A 24,229-nucleotide genomic window follows, 5' to 3' on the forward strand; every position below is an offset into this window, starting at 1 on the left:
CAGAACGCAAGCGCGGGCGAGGCCGCGAGCGAGGGGGCGCGCTCAGCTTTCCTGGCGCTCTTCCTTCTGGTCCGCCTGCTCCGCGCCGTCCTCGGGCGCGCCGCCGTCCGTCGCGGGCGCTCCCCGCTCGAACAGCCCGCCGATGGCCTCGCCGATGCGGCCGATCTTCGCGGCGAGCAGCACGACGATGAGCAGGAAGGCCGTCAGGGCGATCTCGTTGTGGGAAGCGCCGAGCACCATGCGTCGACGTCTACCACGCGGCGCCCGCAGCGGGGGGCGCCGCCGCGCGCGTGCGGGCGTGCGGGCGTGCGTCGATGCGCGGCGACGTCGCGCTCGCGCTCGCGTCGCGGAGGTGATGTCGGCCGGGCGCTCCCAGCGCGGCAGGGGTGGAGACCTCGCCGCGCCGGCGGGGCCGTTGTGGAGGGAGCTGCGCTGCGCGGCGGGAACACGAGCGAGAACGCGAGCGGGCCGCGATCGCGTTTGACAGCCCGCCGACGACCGTCGAGAGTCCAGTCGATGCGGGCCCCTGGGCGCTGCTCCGCCGGGCCGCCTCCATGAGATGACCGCCGTGTCCGAGCTCCGCGACGACTACGAAGCAGTGCACGCGCGCCCGCGCGAAGGCGCCATCCTGCTGGCCGACGCGTCGGCGGACGGGGAGGCGATCGGCGCTGCGCTGCGCGGCCGGGGCTTCGAGGTGATCGCGGCGCCCATCGCCGAGCTCGACGCGCGCCTCGCGAGCGACGCGCCGCGGGTCGTGATCGTCGACATCGACGAGCCCGGCGCGATCGAGGCGCTCGAGCGCCTCTACCTGCGGCCGGGCGGCGTCGCAGCGTCCGTGCTCCTCGTGGGGGATCCGGTCCGCTCGGCGGAGCTCGATCCCCAGCTGTTCGGGCAGGTCTTCGAGCGCCCGGTCGACACCGCCGAGCTCGCCGCGCACGTGAGCGCTGTCGCGGAGCCCGGGCGGTTCCGCGGGGAGCACGCCGTCGAGGCGCGCCTCGCGGCGGGCCTCCCGCTCGACAATGACGTCCCGTCGAACCCCGACTTCTCGAGCGATCTCGACCCGCTCGACGTCGGCTCGGTGCTGCCGCCCCCGGAGGAGGACGGCGACGAGGTCGGCCCGCGGCTCCTGCCGGCGCGGATCAGCCCGGAGCTCGAGGAGATCCTCGTCGCCGCCGAGCAGCGGGTCACGGCGAAGGCGCACCCGTCGAGCATCCCGGCGGCCGAGGAGGAGGTCGACCTGATGCTGTCGCCGGAGCTGCTCTCGGCCCTCGACGAGCCGCTCGATCCGGACGAGGACGAGCCGCGGACCGGCGCGAGCGCGGCCGTCGCCCCGGTGCCCACCGGGTCGCCCTCGCAGCCGAGGACGAGCGAAGGCCCGTACGGCGTCGCGCCCGCTCCGCAGCCGGCGGCCACCCGCGCCGAGCACACGGGGCCCGGCGACTCCCTCGTCGAGCTCGCCGAGCCGGGCGACGAGCACGAGGACGACCTCGACGCCGAGCCCGCGCTCGACGGGGCGCACGCGACGAAGCGCGCCGGCCCCGAGCTCGCGGCGCTCTCGCTCGACAGGGAGGCGCACCTGCTCGGCAGGGAGGAGCGCGATCACGGCGGTCCCGCGCGCCGGAGCGGCGGCCGCGACGCCGCGCCGCCGACCCCGCGCGACGCGGGCCGGCCCCACGCCTTCGCGTCGCCGCCGCCGCGCCCCGAGCCCGCGTGGGATCGGTCGCCCTCGCCATCCCCCGCGCCGCGAGAGGAGCCTGCGTGGGACCGCGCCCTGCCGGGCCCCGCGCGCGGCGGCGACGACGTCGACTGGGCGCGCGCTCCGTCGGGTCGCCTCGAGCCGAGCGTGCGCCAGCGCATCACGGAGCCGCCGCCCCGGTCGCGCGAGGCCCGTGATGCCCGCGCGCCCGGCTTTCCGCCGCCGCCCCCTCCGGGCGTCGCGTTCGTGTCGCCTCCCTCGGTCGAGGTGCGGACCGCGCTGTTGCCGTCGGTCGGCAGGGCCGAGCCCGAGCCGCTGCCGCCTGTTCCGTCCCAGGCCCGCTCCGCCCCGGCGGGGCGCGCCCCTGCGCCTCCTGGCGTGCCCGTCCCGGCGAGCGCGGGCGCCGGCTCGCTCGGGCGCGGCCTGCTGGCGCCCAGCCCGCCTGCCGCTCCGAGCCCGGTCTCGCTCGGCCGCGGACCCCTGCAAGCTCCGCCGTCCATGGCCATCTCCGGCGCGGCCCTGCGTGGGCCCGCGCCGCCTCCGCTGCCGCTCGTGCCGCCCGCGCCGGCCACGGTCAGCGCGGCCGTGCTCGGCCGCGCCATGGCGCCTGAGCCTGTCGACGAGGCGCCGAGCTCCGGCGGGGCCTCCTCGGCCACGGTGCTCGGCCCGGGCGACGCGCCGCGCGCGCTCGCCCGCGCGGTGGGCAGCCGCTCCTCCGGCGCCCTCGCGATCACGACCGAGGAGGGCGCGCGGCGCATCGTCCTGCACGAGGGCGATCTCGTCACCGCCGGCTCGAGCATCCCCGAGGAGACGCTGCTCGCCTTCCTTGTCGGGCGGGGCGACCTCGAGCGCGAGGTCGCGGCGCGGCTCGCGGGCAAGCTCCCCGCCTCGGGCCGGCACGCCGGCGCGGCGCTCATCGCGCACGGCCACCTCGGCCAGGACGACCTCTGGCCGGTGCTGCGCGCGCACGCCGAGTGGGTCATCGGCCACGTCGTGCTCGTCGAGGCGGGCACGTGCGACCTCGAGCCCGAGCCGCCGGGCCGCCTCAAGGCGGAGCCGAACGTCTTCGGCGGCGCCACCGGCGCCGAGGTCTTCGTCGAGACGATCCGCCGCGTGATCGCCCCCGAGGTCGCCCTGCGCCGCCTCGGCGGCCCGGGGGCGCGCCTCGACGACGGCGTCCGGCGCAACCTGCTCGGCGAGTGCGCGCTGCGGCGCGAGGAGGAGGAGCTCGTGCGCACCGCGCGCGGCCGCAGCGTCGGCGAGCTCGTGAGCGTGGCGGAGCCCGAGAACGCGAGCGTGCTCTACGCGCTCGTCTGCCTGGAGGTGCTCGACGTCCTCATCCCGCCGTCGATCACCGAGGCGCCGCCCCCGCCGGTGGAGGATCCGCTGGACGAGGAGGCGATCCGGCAGCGCGTCCGGGCGCGGCTCGCGCTGGTGGAGGACGGAGACTATTTCTCGATCCTCGGCATCCCGCGCGACGCGACGAACTACGAGATCCGCCGCGCGTACCTCGCGCTGAGGAAGGCCTTCGAGCCCTCCACCCTGCTCACCGCCGCGACCGTGGACCTGCTCGACGACGTGCGGCTCGTCATCGAGGTGCTCGACGAGGCCTACGAGATCCTGCGCGAGCCGCACCGGCGCGAGCGGTACCGGCGGGCGATCGAGGCGGGGCCGCCGTAAGCGGCCGCGGGCGCGGGGAGGCGGCTCCGCGCACGCTGCAGGACGCGCGGCGGGCACGGTTGATGAAGGCCGGCGCGGCTGTGCAATGCTCGCTCTCTCCCGGACCCGGACCGACGGCGTCGACGGCGCCGCGCGCGGGCGAGCCGACGCGCTCCGGCCGATCGGCCGCGGCGGCGCTGATCGCCGCCCTCGCGCTCGCCCCGGGGTGCGTCCGCGAGGCGGCGAAGGAGGCGACCCACGGCACGCTCGAGGCGCTCGAGCGCAGCGCGCAGGACCGGGCCGGGCCCGCCGGAGGATCGGCCAAGAGGCCGGCCGAGGGCGCGCACGAGCGCGAGCGACCGCTCGTGGGGGCCATCGTCCACGATGCGGTCCGGGCCGGCGCGGCGGAGATCGGGCGGCAGGCCGAGGGCCTGGAGCCGGTCATCGCGCAGACGAGCGAGGCTGTGAGCAGCGCCGTGATCGAGGGGGCCCTCCAGCACGACCGGGCGCTCGTCACCCTCGTCGAGCAGGGCACGGGCGCCGCGGCGAGGGCTGCGGCGCGCGAGGGGACAGAAGAGCTCATGGAGCAGCTCGCCGGGTGCCCCGCCGGCGACCCGGGCTGCTCGAGCGTCGCGATCGAGCGCGCGAGCCGCGCCGCCGCCACGGGCTTCGCGGACGGCCTGGGGAGGGCGATCCAGCCCTGGATCATCGGCCTCGCGTTCGGCGGGGGGTTCCTCCTTGCCGCGCTGATCGCCGTCGCCATCGCGGTCGTCACGCGGCGGCACGAGCGCTCCGTCGCGCACTGAGAGGTCCGCCCCTTGCAGGCGCCCGCACCGCAGGAGGCACCATGTCCAAGGCGAGCGAGTTCATCGAAGCCCTGCGTCGGATCGAGGAGAGCGGCGACGTCGAGCCCATGGCGCGGCTGTTCGCGCCCGACGCCGAGCTCAGCAACCCGACGGTCTCGAGGCCGCTCCACGGCCCCGACGGCGCCCGCAACTTCTGGCGCAGCTACCGGCACACCTTCGGCGAGGTGCGGTCGGAGTTCCGGTGCGTCGTCGAGTCGGACGAGGCCGCCATCCTCGAGTGGACGAGCCGTGGAAAGCTATCCCACGGAGGGGAGTTCTCGTACGACGGCGTGAGCGTCATCGAGCACCCGGCCGGCGCCATCAGGAGGTTCAAGGCGTACTTCGATCCGAGGGCCCTCGGGCTTCAGCTGGAGCACGCGGCGTAGCGCCGCGCTTCAGCTGGAGCACGCGGCGTAGCGCCGCGCTTCAGCTGGAGCACGCGGCGTAGCGCCGCGCTTCAGCTGGAGCATGAGGCGTAGCGCCGGGTGCCGGCCCGCGCGATCGCGTCCACCACGACCTCGCCCTGCTCGACGCCCACGAGCGCCGCCGACCCTTCCTCGAGCTGGCCGCGCAGGATGAGCTCCGCGAGCGGCGCCTCGACGAGGCGCGCGATCGTGCGCTTCATCGGCCGGGCGCCGAGCTCCGGGTCGAACCCTCCGGCGTCGAGCAGCGCGTCGATCGCCTCGGGCTCGACCTCGAGCTCCACGCCGCGCGCCTCGAGCTCGCGCTCGAGGCCGCCCAGCAGCCGCCGCGTGATCTCGGCGACGTCCGCCCGCGTGAGCGGCGCGAAGCAGAGGACCTCGTCGATGCGGTTGTAGAGCTCGGGCGGGAGCGTGGCGCGGGCCGCCGAGAGCATCGCCTCGCCGAGGCGCTCGGGCGACACGGCCGCGGAGCTGCGGGCGAAGCCGACGGAGCGCTCGGACCGGAGCGCGCCGGCCTCCGCCGCGCCGAGGTTCGAGGTCATCACGAGGACCGTGTTCGTGAAGTCCACCCGCCGGCCTCGGCCGTCGGTCAGGCGGCCCTCGTCGAAGACCTGGAGGAACGCCTCGAGCACGTCGCGGTGCGCCTTCTCGATCTCGTCGAGCAGCACCACCTGGTACGGCCTCCGCCGCACCGCCTCGGTGAGCTGGCCGCCCGCCTCGTGGCCGACGTAGCCGGGCGGCGCGCCGACGAGGCGCGCGACCGCGTGCGACTCCGCGTACTCGGAGAAGTCCAGCCGCGTCATCGCGTCGGGCGAGTGGAACAGCGCCTCGGCGATGGCCTTCGCCGTCTCCGTCTTGCCCACGCCGGTCGGCCCCAGCAGAAGGAACGACCCGATCGGGCGGCGCGCGCGCAGGCCGGCCGCGTTCCTGCGGAGCACCCGCGCGATGCGCGCCAGCGCCTCGCCGTGGCCGACGACGTTCTCGGCGAGGAGCGTCTCCAGCGAGAGCATCCGCTCGCGGTCGGTCTCGAGGAGCCGCTCGACCGGCAGATCGGCGAGCTCGGCGACCACCTCGGCGACCTCGGCGGGGCCCACCTGCCGCGCCGGCTGCGCATGCGCAGGTTCACGGAGCGCCGTGCGCGACGCGCGTGACGCGCCTGACGCCGAGGACGCGCGCCGCCGCGTGCGCGCGCCCGCGAGGTCGAGGATCGAGAGCGCCTTGTCGGGCAGCGCGCGCCCGGGCAGGTAGCGCACGGACCAGGCGACGGCCGAGGCCAGCGCCTCGTCGGTGAACGCGAGCCCGTGGTGCGCGCCGAGCCCGACCGCGACGCTCTGGAGGAGCAGGAACGCCTCGTCCTCTTCGGGCTCGTCGATCTCGACGATCGTGAAGCGCCGCGCGAGCGCCGGGTCGACCTCGATGCTCTTGCGGTACTCCTCGGGCGTGGCGGTGCCGATCAGCGTGAGCTCGCCGCGGGCGAGCGCGAGCTTGAGCTCGGCCATCGCCTCGTCGAGCGCGCCGCTGCCGAAGAGCTCCGAGAGGCCGTCGATGAACAGGATGACCCGCCCGCCCGCCTCGCGGAGCTCGGACCGGAGCGCGGACAGGCGCTCGCTGAGCGCGCCGCGCGCGCCGGTGCCGGCGAGGAGCTCCGATGGCACGAGCTCGACCACGATGCGCGGCTCCCGCTCGTCGAACGCGAGCCGGTGGGCGACGCCGCGCGCGACCGAGGTCTTGCCGACGCCCGCCGGGCCGAGGAGGCAGGGGTTGTTCGCGTGGCGCTTGGCCAGGACGTCGAGCGCCTGCTCGATCTCGTGCTCGCGGCCGACGATCGGCTCGAGCTCCCCCTGCACCGCGGCGAGCGAGAGGTTGTGCCCGAGCGAGGCGAGGGCCGGGAAGCGCGCGCGGTCGAGGGTGAAGCGCGCCGCGAGGGCGGCGCTCGCGGCGGCGCTCGTGGCGGTCGGCGGCGCGAGCGGCGGGAGCGGCCGCCCCGGCGCGGGCGCGGCGGGGGAGGCGGCGGAAGCGGGGGCAGGGGAGGTCGAGGACGCCGGGGAGGGGGTGGGCGTGAGGGCGATCGGCTCGGCGGAGCTCAGCGCGTCGGCTCCGATCGGGGCCGCGGCGGGGCGAGGGCGCCCCGGCGGGAACAGCGGCGTCGGCGGGAACAGCGGCACGGTGACGCCCGGGCCGGCGCCCTTGGAGGGCCGCGATTCCGGCGCGCCGGCGCCCTTGGAGGGCCGCAGCTCCGGGACGGCGACGCCGGCGCCCTTGGAGGGCCGCAGCTCCGGGACGGCGATGCCGGCGCCCTTGGAGGGCCGCAGCTCCTGGGACGTGCGTGGCGAGCGCGGCGTGCGCGCCGGATCGGCGGCCTCGCCGCGGGAGCGTCGCGCCGCGGGCGTCGCGGCCGGCGCGGCCGGCGTCTCCGGCGCGCCGCCGTCCTGGAGCAGCCGCGAGGGCGTCCGCCGCGCCTGCACAACGCCGAGCGCGATCTGGAGCGCCGCGGTCCGCAGCCGCGCGAGGTCGACCCCCGACTGGGTGAGCGCGCGGTGCGCGGCCGAGCTGCGGTCGGACAGGAGCGCGAGCAGCAGGTGGAGCGCCGCGGGCTCCTTCGCGGTCGCCCGCTTCGCGACGTCGCGCGCGCCCCCCATCGCCCGGCCGATCGGGTCGGGGCCCTCGTCGTCGACCGAGCGGGTCGCCTTGAGCAGGGCCTCGTCGTCGAGCCGCCGATCGCGGAGCAGATCGGCGGCGGGGCCGCCGCTCATGGCGATGGCCACGAGGAGGTGCACGCTCGACAGGCGCTCCTTGCGCTGGGCGGCGAGGTCCTGCGCGAGCTTGCGCAGCGTGACGAGCTCGGCGTGGGAGCGAGGGCTGGTCATCCTTGCAGAGGTCTCCGGGCTCGGGGTTCGCACGCCGGGCGAGGGCGGGCCAAGTTTCGGAGGCCGGCGGCCGCGTGCCGCGTGCCACGTCACTGAGGGATCACCTCCTCGGTCCTGCAGACGGGCGTGGCGGCGGAGGACCCCTCGGCGCACCCGAGGCGCACCGCGCGCAGCTGCGAGGCGGACGAGCTCGACGGCCGCTCCGCCCACGCGATCAAGAGCCCGCGATCGCGCTGTGCGAGCATCGACAGGCTGCCTTCGACCTTCCCTCCCGGGATGAGGGTGGTCATCGAGGTCAACGTGCCATCCGCGTCGAGGCGGCGGAGCACGATCCGGTCCTCGCCGCGCGTGTTCGTCTCGACGACCGCGACCACCAGGTCTCCGTCCATCTGCTCGGCGGCCAGCGATTCCGCGACGGGCGTGGAGCACGAGGGGACGGTGACGGGGGGCAGCGCGATCCCGCCCGAAGGGGTCATGCGCGCGACGCGCAGCGCGCTCGGCGCGTCCTCGAGCGGCGCGAGGGTCCAGGCGAGCCACGCGCCGTCGGCGCGGGGGGCCATGCGGAGGCGCGCGACCGGCGCGGCCTCGTGGATCGCCTCCTTCGAGGTCATCGCGCCGCCGTCGGAGCCGATGCTGAGGCCGTCTGTGGAGTACCGCCCCAGGTAAATGGTCGTCGCCGGTCCGACGCCCGGGTACTTGACGTCGCACGGTTGCCACCCGGGCTGCCAATCGGTGGGCGCGCCCAGCGCGGCGCCGAAGAGCCAGTAATGCAGCACCCATCCCGTATCCTCTTCATCCACTCGCGTCCACCATGCCGCATCGAAGGCGATGGGCGTTGTTGCGCACCCGACGTACATCCCGGTCTTCGAGCTGCCCACCCCTTCCCACACGGTGCCGACCATCATCGCGTACCGCGGGCCGGGCTCGTGGACCTCGCTGATAGCGAGCTGTTCCGCCCCTGAGGAACGAAACGACACGATGCGTTCGCCGTAGTGTTGGCCGATGTGCTGCGACCATGAAGAGAAGGGCTCGCTGCCCTCGCTCCAGGCGCGCGCGGTCCTGAAAAAGCCGCCTGGCGGCAGGGGATCCGGGAAGAGGGTCGTATAGCGCTCTCGGTAAACGACCACAGACTCGAAGTTGTCGTCCTCGTCGAACGGATAGAGCTGTGCCACCGCGAAGGCGTCGCCCGGGATGGTCTGGTGTTTTGCGTCCAGCACCAGCGCCGGCTCGCTGAAGGCGGGCGGCTGCGCTGACCAGGGATCCAGGGCGACGCGTTGGAGGACCCGACTCCCGGCCGGGGTCGCGGACGAGGTGTAGAGATAGACCGGAGCGTCCTTGGCCCCGAGGACCCACTGAGGATCGAGCAGGTCCGTGCCCGGCTGCGCGAGGCTCAGCGCTGGCCCCGCGGGCGCGAGGGCGCTGCAGGCGGCTGCCTCGCCGGCGCCGGAGGCCGCGGGCGATTCCTCCACCGAGAGCGCGCGGGGCAGCTCGTCTGGAACCGCCGAGCACGCCGCGAGCGCAGGGAGAGCGAAGAGCGCCAGCCATGTCCTACATCGCATCCGGTACCTCCGAGGTGTTGGTCGAGGCTGTGTGGCCGCACCTCGTCGCCGCCATCACCCGTTCTTCGGGACCGGGAGGGTGCGCTCTGGCCCCACGGCCGGGACCGGGGGCGCTCTGGCTCCGCGGCCGGGCGGCGTCCGGGGCGCAGGGCCGCTTCACCCCGTACACCGGCCACTCCGCCGCGCGCGGGCGCGCTGTGGTTACAGCCCCGCGGCGAGGAATCGGGCGAGGAAGCCGCGGGTTCCGGCGTTGCCGAGGGAGTTGCACACCGGCGAGGCGGCGCCGATCGGGCAGTCGACGTCGCGGTCGTAGGACCAGTAGTGGACACCGGCGAGGCCCTGGGACCTGGCGAAGGCGGCGGTCTCGTCGACGTCGGCCAGCGTGTAGAGCTCGCCGCGGACGTCGTTGCCGCCGATCATCGGGGTGAGCTCGATGTTGGCGTAGGGCACGCCGAAGTGATCGTGCAGGTTGTACGCGGCCTGGATCGCCGACTGGCCCATGTCGCACTGGCCGCCGGACACGACGCACACGCCGGGACCGGGCGAGCCGTAGTTCATGGTCATCAGGTTGACGGTGACGTAGCTCGGCCAGGTCGCCGCGCTGCCGTCGAAGCCGAAGACGTCGGCGACCGCGGACATGGCGGTGTCGCCGAGGACGTTGAGGCTCGAGCCGATGTTGCTGCCGAGGGAGCGCGCGGTCGACGCGCCCTCGTTGTTGGCGAGGGTCGCCACGGTCAGGCTGAAGCGCAGGTCCGGGTACGCGGCGTGCGCGGTCTCGAGGCGCTGCACCAGCGCCGCGATCACCTGCGGCGACTGGCCGGCCTCGATGTCGAGGTCGACGCCGATCAGGTGCGGTCCGGCCCAGCGATCGAGGAAGGCCGCAAAGCCGGCGTCGGAGCCGCAGGTGAACGAGCCCGCAGCGCCGCCGGTCGACAGGATGTAGCCGACGCCGGCGGCCTCGAGCACGGGGACGTTGGCGGCCGCCATCGCCGCGCCGGGCACGTCGCCCCAGCTCTCGTTGCCGCACTCGCCGGTGGCGAAGGCGAGGCTGACGACGTTGCCGCCGGCGGCGCTGAGGTCGTCGGCAAACACGGTCTGGGTCCCCGACACCTTCGTGGAGATCACGTTGGTGCCCCAGTTCATGTTGACGCTGGTGTCCTTGTAGGGGCCGAACAGGAGCGCGCCGTTCCCGTTGCCGGTGTCGCCGCCACCACCGCTGACGCTGCCGCCGTCGCCGCCGCTGCCCTTGCCGGTGTCGCCGCCGCCGCCGTTGCCGGTGTCGCCGCCGACGACGCATGCGGAGGCGAGTTTCGCCGCGGCGAGCAGGAAGAGGAGGGCGCGGCTCTTCATCGGGTCCTCATGAGGGGGCTTCGGGTTGCACGAGGATAGAGCGCGGCTCGCGAGCGGGAAAACGACGGGCTCGGGTCGCTTCTCGTGACCCGATCGGGGTCGTGCTCCCGATTTCTCTCCTCGACGGGACGGAAGGACGCCGGGCGACGGATCCCCTTAGCACGGCGCGCTCGGTCCCGGCGGCACGGATCCATCGTTCGCTCGCGCGTCTTGCGCGGCGAGGTGACGGCTCGGGTCGTACGCAACCGACAGACTCCCTTTTCGCGGAGACTTCAGGAGGATAGATATACCCGCTGTAACCAAGTCGAAGAAGCGCTCCGCGGCCGCTATGCCAGCCGGAGAGACGATGTGTCCCTCGCCCATCTACTCTCCTACGGCCGACAAGAAGGCGCGCGAGGCGCTCGCCGCGGAGCTCGACCGCCTCGCCTAGTGCACCGATCACGTTGGAGTCCCGAGGAATTAACAGAAGGGAAGAGAAACCGCCAGGGGCGCAAGGGGCGCAAGGGGCGCAAGGGGAAGGAAAGAGAATATCTCGTCTCTGGTCCCTTGCGGCCCTTGCGGTTTCTCTCTTTCTCGCATTCCTTGCCCTTGGAGCTTGCTTCCTGGCAGCTCGACTTTGTCTCGTAATTAATTGATTTTAATCAGCTTTTAGCCTGTTCCGTGCTTTAGGCCGACCTCGTGACCGTGAGGCTGGATATCGAGGCGGCCACGTATGCGGCCCTCGGAGTCGTCGGATTCGTGTCCTCGCCCGACGTTCGCGCGCTTCGCGCTGTTGCCCCGGGAGGAGTTCGACATCACGCAACACGACGAGCTGGAGCTCGTGTGCTTCGCCGGGCTCCATGCGCTGGCCGAGGCCCGCGCCGCCGGCGCGATCACGACGGACGCGTGGCTGCCCGCCGAGCTCGTCAGCGAGGCGATGGAGGGCGATGGAGATCGAGGGGCGCATGCAGGCGCTGTTCGAGTACCACCTCTCGGACGACCCGGTAATCAAGCCGGAGCTCGATCGCTTGCGGCCCGGCACCGGGCACCGCGACCTCGCGAACGACCTGCTCGGCTACGCGCGGATTTACGAGCTACGCGCCGACGTGGTGAAGGACGACCGGAAGCTTTACCGGGCCGGCGACGCGGCGCGCGCGGGAACTCGCCGGGGCGATGGTCCAGCGGCGCTCGACGGCGATGATGCCGACGGCGCGGGAGGCCTACGGCCGGTACGTGCGGGTTGCGCGGGCGACGAACCTTCCCCTGCTCTTGTGCCTGGCGGCACCATGGTGGAGGCGCGGGCGCCGCGGGGAGACGCGAGGAAAGACCGGCGACGGGGCTGGTGCATGCTGGCACGGCGCGGGTTCGTGGGGCCATGCCGGCTCCAGGCGTCGCCTCTGCTGCTTCTGCTGGAGATTCGGCGGCAGCCTCAATCTAAATCTGGATTATCATCCGATTGTGTCGGTCATCTTCGTCGACGAGACACGCTGGCCGCTGTTCGGCGCTGAGCCGCACCCACCCGTCCCACAGCTCCCGCCGAGGCGTCCATCCTCCGCGTGGCCGAACCCATGGATCCATACGGCGCAGCCGCCGGCGAGCGCGAGGTCCAGCGGGACGACGCCCGAGCGGAACCGCTGGTTTGGCCCGTGCGCAAGCGGAGCACGGAACCCAGGTAATACCTTTCACTACCACGACGGCCACTGTTGTCCCAAGACCACGCCGTTGACTGGCATCTCGTCGAGCGCGTAGCCTTACAGGCTTCCTAGCCAAGTATGGCTCGGCTGGAGCAGGAGGCAACGATGGCGCTTATTGACAACATGCGGCGTCTTGCGGAGCAAGTTCGGAAGAGGCTCCCAAACACGATCGGCGAAGAGGCGACCAAGAACGCTCTCGTGATGCCATTTCTTGGAGCACTTGGCTACGACGTGTTCGACCCGACGGAGGTTCGCCCTGAGTATGTGGCCGACTTCGCCAAGAAGAAAAGCAACGGTCAGTTCGAAAAGGTCGACTACGCGATCTACATCAACGGCGTGCCGGTGATGTTCATCGAGTGCAAGCCGGCCGATGCGGAGCCGAACACGCACAGCGGCCAGCTGTCACGGTATTTTAACTCGACTCCGTCCGTCAAGGTGGCGGTTGTCACGAACGGTGTTCGGTACATGTTCTTCACCGATCTTGAAGAACCTAACATCATGGGCGAGCGCCCGTTCTTCGAGTTCAATGTGCTCGAATTCGCGGAAAGAGACGTCGAAACGCTCGATGCGTTCTCCAAGGACAACTTCGATGCTGGTACTGTGCGAACGCGCGCAGAAGACATCATCTTCACCGGGCGAATGACGGCCTACATCAACGACGTGCTCCGCAACCCGACAGAAGAGTTCACGCGCTTCATTCTCGGCGAGTTGAACATCACGACGGGCAAGCTCACGGCGAAGCGCGTCGAAAAATTCATACCGATCGTACGCAAGGCTATTCAGACAACCCTGCTCGACATGGCCACCAGATCGATCAGGCAAGAGACGCAGGACGTAGCAGTGGCGGCGCCGCCCCCGCCCCCGCCCATGCCACAACCGCCCCCGCAGGCTGTGCCGCCTTCAAGAGACTCGGCTCCGGAAAACGGGAAAGGCGTCGTCACGACCCAAGAGGAGTTGGACGCCTACGAGGTCGTTCGTCGCATATGCGCCGACTCTCCAGCGGCCAGCAAGGCGCAGGTTCACTACCGAGACGCGGTTAACTATTTCGGCATCAACATCGGGAACACGAAAAAGTGGTTCGTTCGCCTGTTCTTCGACGGCAAGCGCAAGTCCGTGGTTACCAAAGTCCCCTCCGACAGGGCAACGCTGCTCGCGCCCGGATTTGAGGTTGACGTGCCGAGTGAAAACGTCGGGAAGAGCCGCGTGTACGTTAGTGGCCTGAAGGACCTTGAGCGGCTAAGGCCTCTGCTGATGCTCGCATTCGAGGACGAGGTTCGTCGCGCCGAATCTGGCGACACACCCGAGGAAGACGAGTTGCCGGCTGGCGTGGCCATGCCCCACTAGCAACGCCCACTGCCAGCATCAGGCACGCCCTGCCCTGACCCCACGCCGGCTCCCCACGCCGTCGTCGACGACCCGTCGACCACCGCGCAGCCTTCGCCTCATGACCGAAAACGTCGTTGACGTCTGCGAGCGCAGCACAATGCGCGTCACCCGACGAGCGGCGGGCTATTGTTGGACGAGTCCGCACGCTGTGGCGATGGTGGGCCACATGGCGCTGACCACCTTTCATGGAGCGGAGTGCCATGGTGGGCTCCGCTTTGCCTTGGATCAAGGGGGAAAGCGGGCTGATGGCCGAACTTATTCGGTGCATCAACAGCGCGAATGGCAGTTTTGCGTAGAGTCAGGATAATATGGTGTCGTCGCGATAGTTGGGTAAGCGATCGAAGTGGCATAAAGACTTCCATCGCTTGAAGGCCAGCTTTAACTGCCAGCGGAGCCGGTGCAGGTCCGGGCACATCGCAGTAGACATTCGCGACGAGAGACCCGTGGTGAAGACAACGGCATACTGCGCCACCTCTGTGCCCGTCTGCGTTGCCTCCTGCCCAAGCTCACGACGGACCCAGGCTCGCGACTTCTCCGCCTGGGCCGCCGGAAGATTCATTGCGACGATATGGCATTTTACCCCTTCGGTCCGAGGGGAAGCGCCAAGTCACGCGTTCTGTAATACGGCCTGAGCGCCACTTCTCCGACTCCTTCACTGCTCTTCGCCTCGCCATGGCGCACGGCCTCGTCGCATCGCTCCCTCGGTGCCGTCTGTGTCACCGTCCCAGGCTATCCAAACTGCCAACCGCATTTGCGACGGAGCACGCAACTGAGGGCGGAGCTGTGTCGATAGACATGAGATGAACCGCCAAGACACCAAGGACGCCAAGGACGAAATGAGGAGCGAGCCCGACGCGGCGTCGGATCGCCTCGCCCACTGCGTCATCGGCGCCGCGCTCGAAGTGCACCGAACTCTCGGCCCCGGCTTCCTCGAAGCTATCTACGAGCAAGCGCTCTGCGTCGAGCTCTCCTTGCGCCGCATTCCGTTCGCCCGGCAAGTTCCCATCAGCGTGGACTACAAGGGGAATCCGGTGGGCCAGGCTCGTATGGATCTCGTGGTGGATGGTCAGCTCGTCGTCGAGCTCAAGGCCACCGAGTGCATTGCCCCGATCCACGTTGCACAGGTTCTGTCATATCTTAAGGCGGCGAGACTTCGACTTGGCCTCTTGAACACCTTCAAAGTGGCCGTCCTCCGGCGTAAGGCGCGTAGTTCACTCCCTGTAAACTTGGCGTTCTTGGCGTTCTTGGCGGTTCCTCTCTCTCCGCGATGAACCTCCCGCAGCAGTGATAGGATAGGGAGGCCGCGCCCGGTCGTTGGTGCGGAGAGCCGTAGCCGCAGCGCTACGGCGCTTCCGCGCAATGGCCTTTGCGTGCGCTGGGAAGGCGAGATGACGAGGCTCGAGCGCTCGGCGGCGAAGGGCGAGCTCCAGGCGGCGAGCGCGACCTCTGAAGCGATGCCGCAGCGCACTTCGCCTTCGAGTACGTCCCCTACCCCGCGACGCTCACCCTCGCGTTCCCGTACCTCGCCGGCGTCACCCCGACGATCCTCCTGAAGTGCCGCGTGAGCTGGCTCTGATCATAGAACCCGACGCGCGGGGCGAGCTCGGACGCCCTCACGCCCTGGGTGAGGAGCTGCTGGGCGCGCTGGACACGGAGGTGGGTGAGGTACATGTGGGGAGGCATGCCGATCTGGGCTCGGAAGGCGCGGCAGAGGTGGAATTTGTCGAGGGAGGCGTGAGCCGAGAGGTCGTCGAGGGTGATCGACTCGGCGAGGCGCTCGCGGAGGTACTCCATGGCGCGGCGGACGGGCCGTGTGTGGTCGGAGCGGGCGCTGCTCAGGCGGCCGAAGGTGGCGATGGCCTCGGCGAGGGCGACCTCGAGGGAGAGGCGATCGGCTCCGGCGCAGATGGCGTCGTGGAGGCGGTGGAAGGGGGCGGCGCGTTCGTCCCCGGCTTCGAGGTGGGGGATGGCGACGACCTTGCCCGCGTCGCGGGCGCGGGCGACGTCGTTCGCGGGGAGGACGACGGCGGTGAAGACGGTGGGCCCGTGGAGGGCGAGGTCACGGTGGACGTCGCCGGGCTCCTTGACAAGGATGGAGCCGGGAGGGCTGTGCCACGCGTTGCCGCGCCCCCACCAGTCGAAGCCGCCGCGCTCGACGCGGGCGACGGCGTAGTACTGCTTGACGCCGGTGCGGACGGTCTGGGCGGTCGTCCGGAGGACGCGGAGGCCAGGCACCGAAACGGGGAGCTCGACGGAGTCCGTCATGTCGGGACGGTAGCGTGCGCGGGGGAGCGGGGCTTGGGCATTCTTGGCGGATAGGTCGCGCCAAGGATCGCCTAGTGGGCGCTCGGGGCGGCCGCACACTGGGGCCATGCATGACAAACTCGTCGCCCTGGTCACCGGGGCAAACAAGGGAATCGGTCTTCAAATCGCAAAGGAGCTCGCGGGGCGCGGCCTCACGGTGCTCGTCGGGGCGCGGAGCCTGGAGCTCGGGGAAGCGGCCGCGAAGAGCGTCGGGTCCGGGGCGCGCGCGGTGCAGCTGGACGTGACGAGCGACGCCTCGATCGCCGCGGCGGCGGCGTGGATCCGGCGCGAGCTCGGGCGCCTGGACGTGCTCGTGAACAACGCCGCGATCTCGCACGCCGGCAAGCCGGGGACGCCGTTCGAGGAGCTGCTGAAGGCGAGCCGACCGAGCGTGGCGCCCGTCGCCGAGGTGCGGGCGGTGTTCGAGACGAACGTGTTCGGGGTGATCGCGGTGACGCAGGCGATGCTGCCGCTGCTCCGCGAGGCGCCGGCGGGGCGGATCGTCAACGTGTCGAGCGAGGTGGGGTCGCTGGCGAAGCAGCGCGATCCGTCGAACCCGCACCGGACACCGAACGCGGCGTACGTGCCGTCGAAGACCGCGCTGAACGCGATCACGGTGGCGTTCGCGAACGAGCTGGAGGGGACGCGGATCAAGGTGAACGCGGCGTGCCCGGGGTTCACCGCGACGGATCTGAACAATTTCAGGGGGACGCGCAGCGTGGAGCAAGGGGCCCGTGAGCCGGTGCGGCTGGCGCTGCTCGACGCGAACGGGCCGACGGGCACCTTCTCGAACGAGGAGGGACCGCTGCCCTGGTGAACGTCCTGAACACGGTCGCCCAAGAACCTGGATGCCCCCTGCTGGGGTAGGTCCTCGACTGCCATGAATGGCTGTAATGCCGCTGATGCTGCAGTGTCGCAGTGCGCTGCTCACGCGTTGCACATCTTCACCTGACCTACCCACAACTCAGGAATGATTGGTGCGCTGCGATCCGCAGCCTGCCACCTGCCGCACCGGTCAAACTCGGCCTGTTTCCTGCATCGTCATGGGCGCACCGTCGTGTCCGTGGGCGCGACGTCACGCGACCGAAGAGGAGGGGAGCCGACAAATGAACCATTTGAAAATTCTTGGCCTCATCGCCGTCAGCGCAGGAGTGTGCGGGATCTCCGCGCTTGCTTCTGCGGCGAATACGGTGCCGATCGACAACCTGAATCTCGTCGAGGAAACAGCACCGCCAACATCGCCCGACAGTGTGCGTTATCCCTTCCGTCCGGCTGTCGGATACTACCGTCCGGCCGCCGGTTACTACCGCCCGGCCGCCGGTTACTACCGCCCGGCCGCCGGCTACTACCGCCCGGCCGCCGGTTACTACCGCCCGGCCGCCGGTTACTACCGTCCGGCTACCGGCTACTACCGGCCCCATCGGCGCTAGCGCAGGTACAAGCTCTACCGTGATGGGTGCGGCGTTGGACTCGGCCGTCACGGAATGCCGGGTCCGCTTTGCCGAGCGCGGAGTCGAACATCACGGGCGATTGCGACGAGACATCGCACGTCGAGCGTCGCCGCCCGGCGGCGGGGTGCTCTGCGGCCCGATGGCGACGCATTGGAAACGTGGGTGGCGAAAGCGGGTGGCACGCCGCGCGCAATATGGATCCATGGGGGTGAGCTCCATGGAGGAGACAGGAAACATAGAAAAGGGCTTGCTCTTCGTGCTTCCCGCCGCTGCGATCCACCTCGGGCTGGTGCTCGTGCTGGGTGTGCTGCACGTGCGCTTGCCGTATGGAGGCTGGGTGGAGCCCGCGGTGAGCTATTATGGCGCGCTCTCCGGGGCCAGCAGCGCGTATTCCTTCTTTGCTCCGAGCGTCGGGCCCCTGCCCTGGGCCACCTTCGAGGTCAGGGATCGCGCGGGAACGCTGACGACCGAGGTGCTGGAGACAGGGGCGAACCGGGAAGCGGACCTCCGCATCAAGAATATCATCGGTATGTACTGGGATGAGCAGGACCCGGCCGCGAGGCGCGCCCTGATCGCGTCCTGGGTAGCGAAGGTGTTCGCCAGGCACCCAGAGGCGGACAGCGTCGTCGTCCGACTCGAGAGCTACGACCTGCCCTCGATGGCGGAGTATCGCGCGGGCAAACAGCCGCGGTGGTATGCCGAATACCAGGCCAAGTTCAACCTGAAGACGCAGCTCGCTGCCGGCGAGATCGACAAAGAGGCGACGCCATGAGGCAGCGGCAACATACCCTCCTCCTGCCGAAGGCCAGAGAGGCGGCTGCGCGCCTGTGGGGCTCGATGGGGCGATTCGCGTTCGCACCCGCGTCGGCGCGGCCCCTGGCAGCGCTCCGGATAGGGCTCGCGTCGGTCCTCTTGATGCAGGCGGCGCTGATCGCGCCCATCGTTTCCGAGCTGTACTCGCGTTCGGGCATCGTTCAGGGACAGCTCCTCGACGGGGCTGGCGCGATCGGCTTCCCCCGGATCGGCCACCTCGTGAATGCCTTCTCGCGCCTCGGGGTCGCTGAGAGCTCGGTGATCGCTGGCGTGGGTGCGCTCTACATGCTGTCGCTGGGGGGTCTCCTGCTCGGCTGGAGGACGAGGTTCTCCGCGGCGTGCGCCTGGCTCCTGCATTTGACGTTGATGATGACCGCGGAAAGGACGAACTACGGAGCAGATCAGTTCGCGAACATCTTCCTGTTCTACCTCATCTTCATGCCTTCTGGCGCTGCGCTGTCGCTGGATCGTGCCTTCGGGCGAGCGCCGCCTGAGCCGAGCGCGACAGCGCGCCTCGGGCTGCGGGTGGTGCAGCTGCACCTCTGTCTCGTCTACCTCTCGAGCGGTGTGGAAAAGGCATTGGGCTCAGCGTGGTGGGACGGCGACGCGATGTGGCATTCGCTCATGCTGCCCGAGTACCGGCGGTTCGATTTTTCGTGGCTCGCTGACCACGCCTGGATCGCCGTGGCCGCGGGGTGGCTCGTGCTGCTCGTGGAGATCGGGTACCCGTTCTTCATCTGGCCACGTCGGACCCGGCGACTCTGGGTGGCAGCCACGGTCGGGTTGCACCTCGGAATCGCCGTCTTCATGAGGCTCCATGTCTTCGGCGCCATCATGTCGGTGTTCACCATCGCCGCGTTCGGCGTGAAGGCGGACCCTCGACAGACGCGAGCGCCCTCGGCTGTGGCACGCTGGGCTCGGCGTGGCGAGGCCTGAGTCAGCCCGCGCTGGGGTCGGCGACGCGGCCGACGAACAGGATGCTGCCCGTCGCGTTGTCGCGGATGAGGAACAGGAAGGGATTCACGAGCGCGAGCGACGCCGGCTGGGGCGCCGACTCGTCGCCGACGATGACCGCGGTCGCGGCCGCCGCCTCGGTGCCGGCCTCGTTCACACCGACGAACGCCTTGTGGATGACGTCCTGGATGTAGGGCTGTCCGCCGGAGTTGATGCCGGTGAAGTCCGCGGCCCCCGGCGTGAACGCGATCTCCATCCCCATCGCCTCCAGCGTCTTCTTCAGGCTCAGCTCGTACTCGAACTTGAACCTGGGCATCGTGGTGTCGACCAGGTGCTCGCTCATCGCGCCGGCGATGGAGTCGACCTTCGCCGCGTCGAGCGACGCCTCGAACGCGTCGAGCGTGCCCTTCGCCGGCAGGAGGATCACCATCGACAGCTCGTCCCCATCGTAGGGCATCGCGACCGCCTGGTAGCCGTCGCCCTCGGCGTAGGGCATCTCCAGGCTGCCGCGCATCAGCGGCACCGTCACCTCGGTCCCATCGGCCGTCTCGAACGCGCCGTCCTCCGTCGCGGTGGGCTCGAACGGGGTGCGCCACGCGGCGTTGAAGTAGATGGCGTTCGTGAGGACCAGCACCGTCTCCGCGGTGATCGCCTCGACGGGCACCAGTTTTTCGATCTTGCCCTCGGTCTGGTCGCTGACCCAGCCGTTGATGAGATCGACCGACTCCTGCCGGTGGCCCACGAAGTCCACGACGCGCATTCCAGCGCCGTAGTGCAGCCCGAGCGTGTCCAGGAAGGGGGCCTCGAACGAATAGCCGATCTGTCCCCAGAGCGCGTTCACGACGTTGAGCCGGAAGCCCTGTCCGTCGGCGCCCTGGGCGCCCTGACCGCGGCTCTCGAGCTCCTGGTCGATCCAGTTGAACGCCGGGTGGAGCTTGTCCTGCCCGAGGTCGAAGCGCAGCGTGTCGGCCATGGCCGCCTCGGTCTCGCCCTTCGCGCCGGCCCACGTCATCGCGAGCGCCGTCGAGATGCTGTAGGGCGAGTAGAAGACGTTGCCGGGCTCCTGGCGGAGCTCCTGGTAGAGGTCGAGCGCGAACGCAGAGTTGCCCGAGACGAGCGCGGTCTTGTCCGCCGGAGGGACGTCCGGGCTCGAGATGCGCTGCTTGTCCGAGGCGATCACGCAGATGGCCCTGTCGGAGTCGCTGCACTCCTCGTCCCCGGTGTCGGGGTTCGGGTTCGTGTTGGGATCGGTGGACGCCTCGCAACCGAGGATGGCGGCCAGAGATAGGGCGAAGAGCGGAGCGCAGGTTCGGATGGTTCGCTGCATGCCGCCCCGTCCAGCATCGGCCGTGCCGCGCCGGCCGCGATCGCGGGCTCGTGTGTTTCCGAGGCGAACCGCGCGGAGCGACCTGGCCGCCGCGCGCGGGGCGCCCCCGAACCCTGACATCCGGCGAACGGCTGGCCCGTTCTGGCACAAGAGGCCCTGTCAAGCCCGGAGCTGGCTCGCTCACCAGAAACCCCGCAAGGCGCCTCAGCGCGCCGCCAGCATCCAGGCCGGCGCCCACCAGTAGCGATGGAGCAGCCGGCGTTCGACGCGCGCGAAGCCGGCCTCGTGCAGCAGCGCCGCCCAGTCGTCGATGGGGTGCTCGAACGTGGTGCGGGTGGCGCCGCGGTCCACATAGCCGAAGAGCACCGGCATCAGGAAGCCCTGCGCGACCGTGTCGAGATCGGCGCCGGCGTACTCGGCCAGCCCTTCACGGTAGCGCGCGAGCACGTGCCGCGCGGTGTCCGGCGAGAGCGGCTCGTCCATGCGCGGCGCGTCGAACTCGGCGACGAGCAGCAGATCGCAATGCGCGCGCGCCCAGCGGAGCAGCGCCGGCCTCTCGGCCGGAGCGATCGCGTGCAGGCAGAAGGTCGCCTGCGCCACCGCCCAGCGCCGCGGCGCCATGCCCGGGTCGGCGGCGAGATCCTGGAGTCGCCCGCCGAAGGCCTCGAAGTCGACCCCTCGCGCGGAGAGCGCCGCGGAGCAACGCTCGAGCAGCGGCGCCGCCGGCTCCGCCACGGTGACCCGCCGGACCGCCGGCGTCAGCGCGGGCAGGAGGGCCAATCCATCGCCGGCGCCGATGTCGAGCAGATCGAACGGCGCCTCCGGGTACTGGCCGGCGAGCGCCGCGCTGGTCTCCCGGTAGAGCGGCACATTGCCGCCGCCGCGAATGAAGGCGGCGAACCCCTCGGCGGACACGTAGACATTGCGCTTCCCCTCCCGGGCGACCCGCGCGAGGTGCGCCGCGGCCGCCTCGAACAGGATGTCTCCCGGCGAGGCCTCCGCGGCGCGGGCGGCGAAGGCCGCGGCGTCCGCGTAGCGCTCGTCGGAGAACGCCAGCATCGCGAGGTAACAAAGGCCTTCCGGCGACGGCGCGGCGACGGCGGCCGCCGCTGCGTCGAGCCCGGCGGCGCGGTGGCGATCCCAGATCCTGTTCAGCATGGCTCTGCCCCTTTTTCCCACTGGTTCCCGGCGCGGAAGCGCGCCTCCCGACAGGCTACCCCGCGGGCGGGCTGGGCCGGACGATGAACGGCAGCTACGCGGAGTACACCCGCGCCCCCGTGATGAACGTGGCGACCATCGAGTCGAACTGGCTCGACGCCGCGAGGGTCCGGGCGGCGTGGACGTTCAGGAACGCTACCGGGCGTGGGCGCAGAGGATGGCGGCGCCGCCGCGGCCGCACACGTCGACAGCGCCGTCGCCGTCGAGGTCGGCGAGCTCCAGCGTCATCCCGTAGCGGTCGACGCCCCAGCCCGCGACGTCGGTGTAGTCCTGCGGCAGGATCCGGCGGACGTGGTCGAGCCCGTTGCCGCTCGACAGGCCGCAGACCAGGCCTGTCGGGCTGCGGCCGCACACGTCGGCGTAACCATCTCCGTTGACGTCGCCGAGGCGGATGGATCCGTAATCGGCGCGCGACGCGCCCCAGCCGGTCGGCGTCCCGGCGTCGGCGAAATCGTTCCGCAGCGACCACCTGCGCGGGTTCTCGAAGCCGCCGCCGGCCTTGCCGGTGGCGCAGAAGATCTTGCCGCCGCCGCGGCCGCACACGTCGGCGCGGCCGTCGCCGTTGATGTCGCCGAACGCGATGGTCATGCCGTACCGCTCCGCGCCCCAGCCGAGCGAATCGAGGTACTCGGTGCCGAGCCACGTGGCGGCGAGCTCGAAGGCGCGTTGCCGGTTGTTGATCGCGCACTGGATGCCGCCGGCGCCGCGGCCGCAGACGTCGGCGTAGCCGTCGCCGTCCACGTCCACGAGGCGCAGTGAGCCGTAGTACTGCGCGCCGGCCGCGAACTCGGTCGCGTTCGAGAACGACGACGTCCAGGCGCGGAAGTCGGGCACGAACGCGGTGCCGGTCGCGTTCGCGGTCGCGCAGAAGATGCCGTTGCCGCCGTGGCCGCAGGCGTCGGCGCGGCCGTCGCCGTTCACGTCCCCGAGCATGAGCGTCATGCCGTGCATCTCGGTGCCCCAGCCGCGCGCGTCGCTGAACTCTTCGGTGTAGAGCGCGAGAGCGCCGAAGCTGGCGCCCCCCTGGTTCAGGGCGCAGTAAACGCCGTCGGGGCGGCGGCCACAGACGTCGGCCAGGTGATCGCCGTTCACATCGCCGAGCCGGACCGAGCCATAGTAGAACGAGTAGAGCCCGTAGCGGCCGGACGCGTCGCTATCGCTGAGCAGGCCGCCGCTCGTCCAGGCGGCCACCGGGCCGAAGCGCGGGGTCCAGCTCTGCTGCGGGACGACCTCCAGGCCACCGCCGCTCGCGGGCTGCGCGACGCAGTCCCAGACCTGGACGACCGTGCCGTTGGCCGGATCGGCGCCCCTCACGTCGAGGCACTTGCCGTCCAGCCCGCGCAGCATGCCGTCGCTGGTCAGGGTCCACTTCTGGTTGGGCACGTCGGCGCAGTCCCAGATCTGGACGGGCGTGCCGTTCGTGGTGTCCGCGCCGAGGAGATCGACGCATTTGTTCGCGCCGGCGAGCTGGATCTTACCGCCCGTGAGGGTCCATTTCTGATGCGGCACGTCGGCGCAGTCGCGGATCTGGAGCGTGGTGCCGTTCGTCGCGTTGCCGCCCGGGAGGTCGAGGCACTTGTCCGAGAGGCCGCCGAGCCACCCGTGGGCATAGGTGACCTGGGCGCTCGAATACTGGCTGCCCCGCCATGAGCCGTGCGCGCCGTCGCCGTAGGTCGAGCAGTCGCGGATATTCTCGTCGTGCTCCGCATAGGCGCAGAAGACGTCGGTCTTGTCCGCCTTCTGCCGCGCCGAGAGGTTCTCCTCCTCGTTCGCGATGTTGTAGTCGCGGTGCACGACGAGCTGATGCGCCCCCGCATAGGCGTGGTGCGCGTTGAACGCGAACTTCCCCGCGTGGATGTGATCGGGGTGGCCGCCGCCGTACAGGTCGCTCAGGTCCTGGATGTGCATGCGCGTCGGGCCGAAGCTCTGCACGAGCGAGCGTAGGACCGCGCCGAGCTCGCCCTTCGTGTAGGTGGTGCCGGCGCAGCTGCCCCAGGTGCCGAGCACCGGGACCGTATAAGCGCCCGTGGCGTCGTTCCACAGGTTCCTCAGGCTCGTGTTACCCGGGCGGTTACAGTCGGTATCGCCCGAGGGGGAGGGGAAGCCGTCGCCGCTGCCGCCGTTGGGCAAGCGCAGGAAGACGACGGAGACGCGCTGGTTGCCGTCGAGCGTGAAGCGATAGGTGGGTTTTCCCTGTACCGTGTCGACGCTTTCGGTCCAGCTGTTGACCACGCCGGCCATGAGCGCATAGGCCTCGCGGATGCCCGCCTCGCGCCCGTCCTTCCAGTAGGCGCTGGTTTTGCCGGCGTCGCCGGCCGTGAGATAGACGGTGCGTACGGTGTGCCCGGCGCGGATGCTCTCGGGCACGTCCGGGCTCATGAAAAGCAGGTCGTCGTCCTCGTGGGCGACCATGTAGAGGTCCCTGAACTGGGGCCCTGTGGGGAGCGTGAGCGCCCCGGCGGCCTCCCCCGATTGGTCGTCCGGCGCGTCGTCCTTGGCGGCGTAGCACCCGATGGCGAGCGGGCTCGATCCGAGCAATCCAACGAGGAGGACGCTGCGCGCTGCGGCGCGCTGCCAGCAAGAGGGAGACTCGGTCTGTTTCGACATGGCTACTCCTGCCTTTGAGCCCGCGGGTCGCGAGGCGAGGAGATGCAAGAGCATGATGCGTGCCCCTGCGATGGACGTGGAATTGGCGAGGAGCCTGC

The 24,229-nt window shown here is 70.9% G+C and carries 18 protein-coding genes; 10 read left to right on the forward strand and 8 right to left on the reverse strand.

Annotated features, from left to right (window positions below):
• Positions 1–42: 42 nt before the first annotated feature.
• Entirely contained in the window at positions 43–240 is a 198-nt protein-coding gene (locus WMF19_RS47830; protein WP_437896441.1) for a hypothetical protein, read from the reverse strand.
• Between the two features lie 328 nt (positions 241–568).
• On the opposite strand from WMF19_RS47830, the gene WMF19_RS47835 reads away from it, so the two are divergent.
• From WMF19_RS47835 to WMF19_RS47845, 3 genes are all read left to right on the forward strand, one after another.
• On the forward strand, positions 569–3,376 hold the full coding sequence (locus WMF19_RS47835) for a DUF4388 domain-containing protein (protein ID WP_437896442.1): 2,808 nt from the start codon (positions 569–571) through the stop codon (positions 3,374–3,376).
• An 80-nt stretch (positions 3,377–3,456) separates the two neighbouring features.
• Entirely contained in the window at positions 3,457–4,161 is a 705-nt protein-coding gene (locus WMF19_RS47840; protein ID WP_437896443.1) for a hypothetical protein, read from the forward strand.
• A 41-nt stretch (positions 4,162–4,202) separates the two neighbouring features.
• The gene (locus WMF19_RS47845; protein ID WP_437326123.1) at positions 4,203–4,586 is read left to right on the forward strand and encodes a nuclear transport factor 2 family protein; all 384 of its coding nucleotides are present in this window, start codon (positions 4,203–4,205) and stop codon (positions 4,584–4,586) included.
• 71 nt (positions 4,587–4,657) lie between these two features.
• Here WMF19_RS47845 and WMF19_RS47850 read toward each other — a convergent pair whose 3' ends face one another.
• From WMF19_RS47850 to WMF19_RS47860, 3 genes are all read right to left on the reverse strand, one after another.
• A complete protein-coding gene (locus WMF19_RS47850) occupies positions 4,658–7,489 on the reverse strand; it encodes an AAA family ATPase (RefSeq protein WP_437896444.1) in 2,832 nt (943 codons plus the stop codon).
• Positions 7,490–7,578: 89 nt separating this feature from the next.
• Positions 7,579–9,048 carry a hypothetical protein gene (locus WMF19_RS47855; RefSeq protein ID WP_437896445.1) on the reverse strand — a complete coding sequence of 490 codons (1,470 nt, stop codon included), beginning with the start codon at positions 9,046–9,048 and terminating at the stop codon, positions 7,579–7,581.
• A gap of 201 nt (positions 9,049–9,249) precedes the next feature.
• Positions 9,250–10,398 carry a glycosyl hydrolase gene (locus tag WMF19_RS47860; RefSeq protein ID WP_437896446.1) on the reverse strand — a complete coding sequence of 383 codons (1,149 nt, stop codon included), beginning with the start codon at positions 10,396–10,398 and terminating at the stop codon, positions 9,250–9,252.
• Between the two features lie 926 nt (positions 10,399–11,324).
• On the opposite strand from WMF19_RS47860, the gene WMF19_RS47865 reads away from it, so the two are divergent.
• The 3 genes from WMF19_RS47865 (at position 11,325) to WMF19_RS47875 (ending at position 14,728) form a co-directional block, all read left to right on the forward strand.
• On the forward strand, positions 11,325–11,885 hold the full coding sequence (locus WMF19_RS47865) for a hypothetical protein (RefSeq protein WP_437896447.1): 561 nt from the start codon (positions 11,325–11,327) through the stop codon (positions 11,883–11,885).
• Between the two features lie 291 nt (positions 11,886–12,176).
• Entirely contained in the window at positions 12,177–13,415 is a 1,239-nt protein-coding gene (locus WMF19_RS47870; RefSeq protein ID WP_437896448.1) for a type I restriction endonuclease, read from the forward strand.
• Positions 13,416–14,257: 842 nt separating this feature from the next.
• Positions 14,258–14,728, forward strand: coding sequence for a GxxExxY protein (locus WMF19_RS47875; RefSeq protein WP_437896449.1), 471 nt, complete (start codon positions 14,258–14,260; stop codon positions 14,726–14,728).
• A 217-nt stretch (positions 14,729–14,945) separates the two neighbouring features.
• On the opposite strand, the gene WMF19_RS47880 is transcribed toward WMF19_RS47875, so the two are convergent.
• Positions 14,946–15,722, reverse strand: coding sequence for a helix-turn-helix domain-containing protein (locus tag WMF19_RS47880; RefSeq protein WP_437896450.1), 777 nt, complete (start codon positions 15,720–15,722; stop codon positions 14,946–14,948).
• 106 nt (positions 15,723–15,828) lie between these two features.
• Between WMF19_RS47880 and WMF19_RS47885 the strand changes: the two genes are divergently transcribed.
• The 4 genes from WMF19_RS47885 (at position 15,829) to WMF19_RS47900 (ending at position 18,961) form a co-directional block, all read left to right on the forward strand.
• Positions 15,829–16,578 (forward strand): SDR family oxidoreductase, encoded by a 750-nt coding sequence (locus tag WMF19_RS47885; RefSeq protein WP_437896451.1) that lies wholly within the window; start codon positions 15,829–15,831, stop codon positions 16,576–16,578.
• Between the two features lie 289 nt (positions 16,579–16,867).
• Positions 16,868–17,191, forward strand: a complete 324-nt coding sequence (locus tag WMF19_RS47890; protein ID WP_437896452.1) for a hypothetical protein — start codon at positions 16,868–16,870, stop codon at positions 17,189–17,191.
• Between the two features lie 238 nt (positions 17,192–17,429).
• Positions 17,430–17,984: a hypothetical protein gene (locus WMF19_RS47895; protein ID WP_437896453.1), complete on the forward strand. Its 555-nt coding sequence runs from the start codon at positions 17,430–17,432 to the stop codon at positions 17,982–17,984.
• Positions 17,981–18,961 (forward strand): HTTM domain-containing protein, encoded by a 981-nt coding sequence (locus WMF19_RS47900; RefSeq protein WP_437896454.1) that lies wholly within the window; start codon positions 17,981–17,983, stop codon positions 18,959–18,961. Before WMF19_RS47895 ends, WMF19_RS47900 begins: the two co-directional genes overlap by 4 nt.
• A 1-nt stretch (position 18,962) precedes the next feature.
• On the opposite strand, the gene WMF19_RS47905 is transcribed toward WMF19_RS47900, so the two are convergent.
• The 3 genes from WMF19_RS47905 to WMF19_RS47915 form a co-directional block, all read right to left on the reverse strand.
• On the reverse strand, positions 18,963–20,306 hold the full coding sequence (locus tag WMF19_RS47905; protein WP_437896455.1) for a serpin family protein: 1,344 nt from the start codon (positions 20,304–20,306) through the stop codon (positions 18,963–18,965).
• Between the two features lie 204 nt (positions 20,307–20,510).
• The gene (locus WMF19_RS47910) at positions 20,511–21,464 is read right to left on the reverse strand and encodes a class I SAM-dependent methyltransferase (protein ID WP_437896456.1); all 954 of its coding nucleotides are present in this window, start codon (positions 21,462–21,464) and stop codon (positions 20,511–20,513) included.
• A gap of 195 nt (positions 21,465–21,659) precedes the next feature.
• Entirely contained in the window at positions 21,660–24,131 is a 2,472-nt protein-coding gene (locus WMF19_RS47915; protein WP_437896457.1) for an FG-GAP-like repeat-containing protein, read from the reverse strand.
• Positions 24,132–24,229 lie beyond the last annotated feature (98 nt).

The organism is Sorangium sp. So ce124 (assembly GCF_051525235.1).
Classification (GTDB): Bacteria; Myxococcota_A; Polyangia; order Polyangiales; family Polyangiaceae; genus Sorangium; species Sorangium atrum.

Bases quoted from the DNA above. Each gene is read 5' to 3' on its own strand.
- WMF19_RS47900 (WP_437896454.1), top strand. From the start codon at position 17,981: ATGAGGCAGCGGCAACATACCCTCCTCCTGCCGAAGGCCAGAGAGGCG.
- WMF19_RS47875 (WP_437896449.1), top strand. From the start codon at position 14,258: ATGAACCGCCAAGACACCAAGGACGCCAAGGACGAAATGAGGAGCGAG.
- WMF19_RS47885 (WP_437896451.1), top strand. From the start codon at position 15,829: ATGCATGACAAACTCGTCGCCCTGGTCACCGGGGCAAACAAGGGAATC.
- WMF19_RS47910 (WP_437896456.1), bottom strand. From the start codon at position 21,464: ATGCTGAACAGGATCTGGGATCGCCACCGCGCCGCCGGGCTCGACGCA.
- WMF19_RS47865 (WP_437896447.1), top strand. From the start codon at position 11,325: ATGGAGATCGAGGGGCGCATGCAGGCGCTGTTCGAGTACCACCTCTCG.
- WMF19_RS47915 (WP_437896457.1), bottom strand. From the start codon at position 24,131: ATGTCGAAACAGACCGAGTCTCCCTCTTGCTGGCAGCGCGCCGCAGCG.
- WMF19_RS47845 (WP_437326123.1), top strand. From the start codon at position 4,203: ATGTCCAAGGCGAGCGAGTTCATCGAAGCCCTGCGTCGGATCGAGGAG.
- WMF19_RS47870 (WP_437896448.1), top strand. From the start codon at position 12,177: ATGGCGCTTATTGACAACATGCGGCGTCTTGCGGAGCAAGTTCGGAAG.
- WMF19_RS47855 (WP_437896445.1), bottom strand. From the start codon at position 9,048: ATGCGATGTAGGACATGGCTGGCGCTCTTCGCTCTCCCTGCGCTCGCG.
- WMF19_RS47880 (WP_437896450.1), bottom strand. From the start codon at position 15,722: ATGACGGACTCCGTCGAGCTCCCCGTTTCGGTGCCTGGCCTCCGCGTC.
- WMF19_RS47890 (WP_437896452.1), top strand. From the start codon at position 16,868: ATGAACCATTTGAAAATTCTTGGCCTCATCGCCGTCAGCGCAGGAGTG.
- WMF19_RS47860 (WP_437896446.1), bottom strand. From the start codon at position 10,398: ATGAAGAGCCGCGCCCTCCTCTTCCTGCTCGCCGCGGCGAAACTCGCC.
- WMF19_RS47905 (WP_437896455.1), bottom strand. From the start codon at position 20,306: ATGCAGCGAACCATCCGAACCTGCGCTCCGCTCTTCGCCCTATCTCTG.
- WMF19_RS47850 (WP_437896444.1), bottom strand. From the start codon at position 7,489: ATGACCAGCCCTCGCTCCCACGCCGAGCTCGTCACGCTGCGCAAGCTC.
- WMF19_RS47830 (WP_437896441.1), bottom strand. From the start codon at position 240: ATGGTGCTCGGCGCTTCCCACAACGAGATCGCCCTGACGGCCTTCCTG.
- WMF19_RS47895 (WP_437896453.1), top strand. From the start codon at position 17,430: ATGGAGGAGACAGGAAACATAGAAAAGGGCTTGCTCTTCGTGCTTCCC.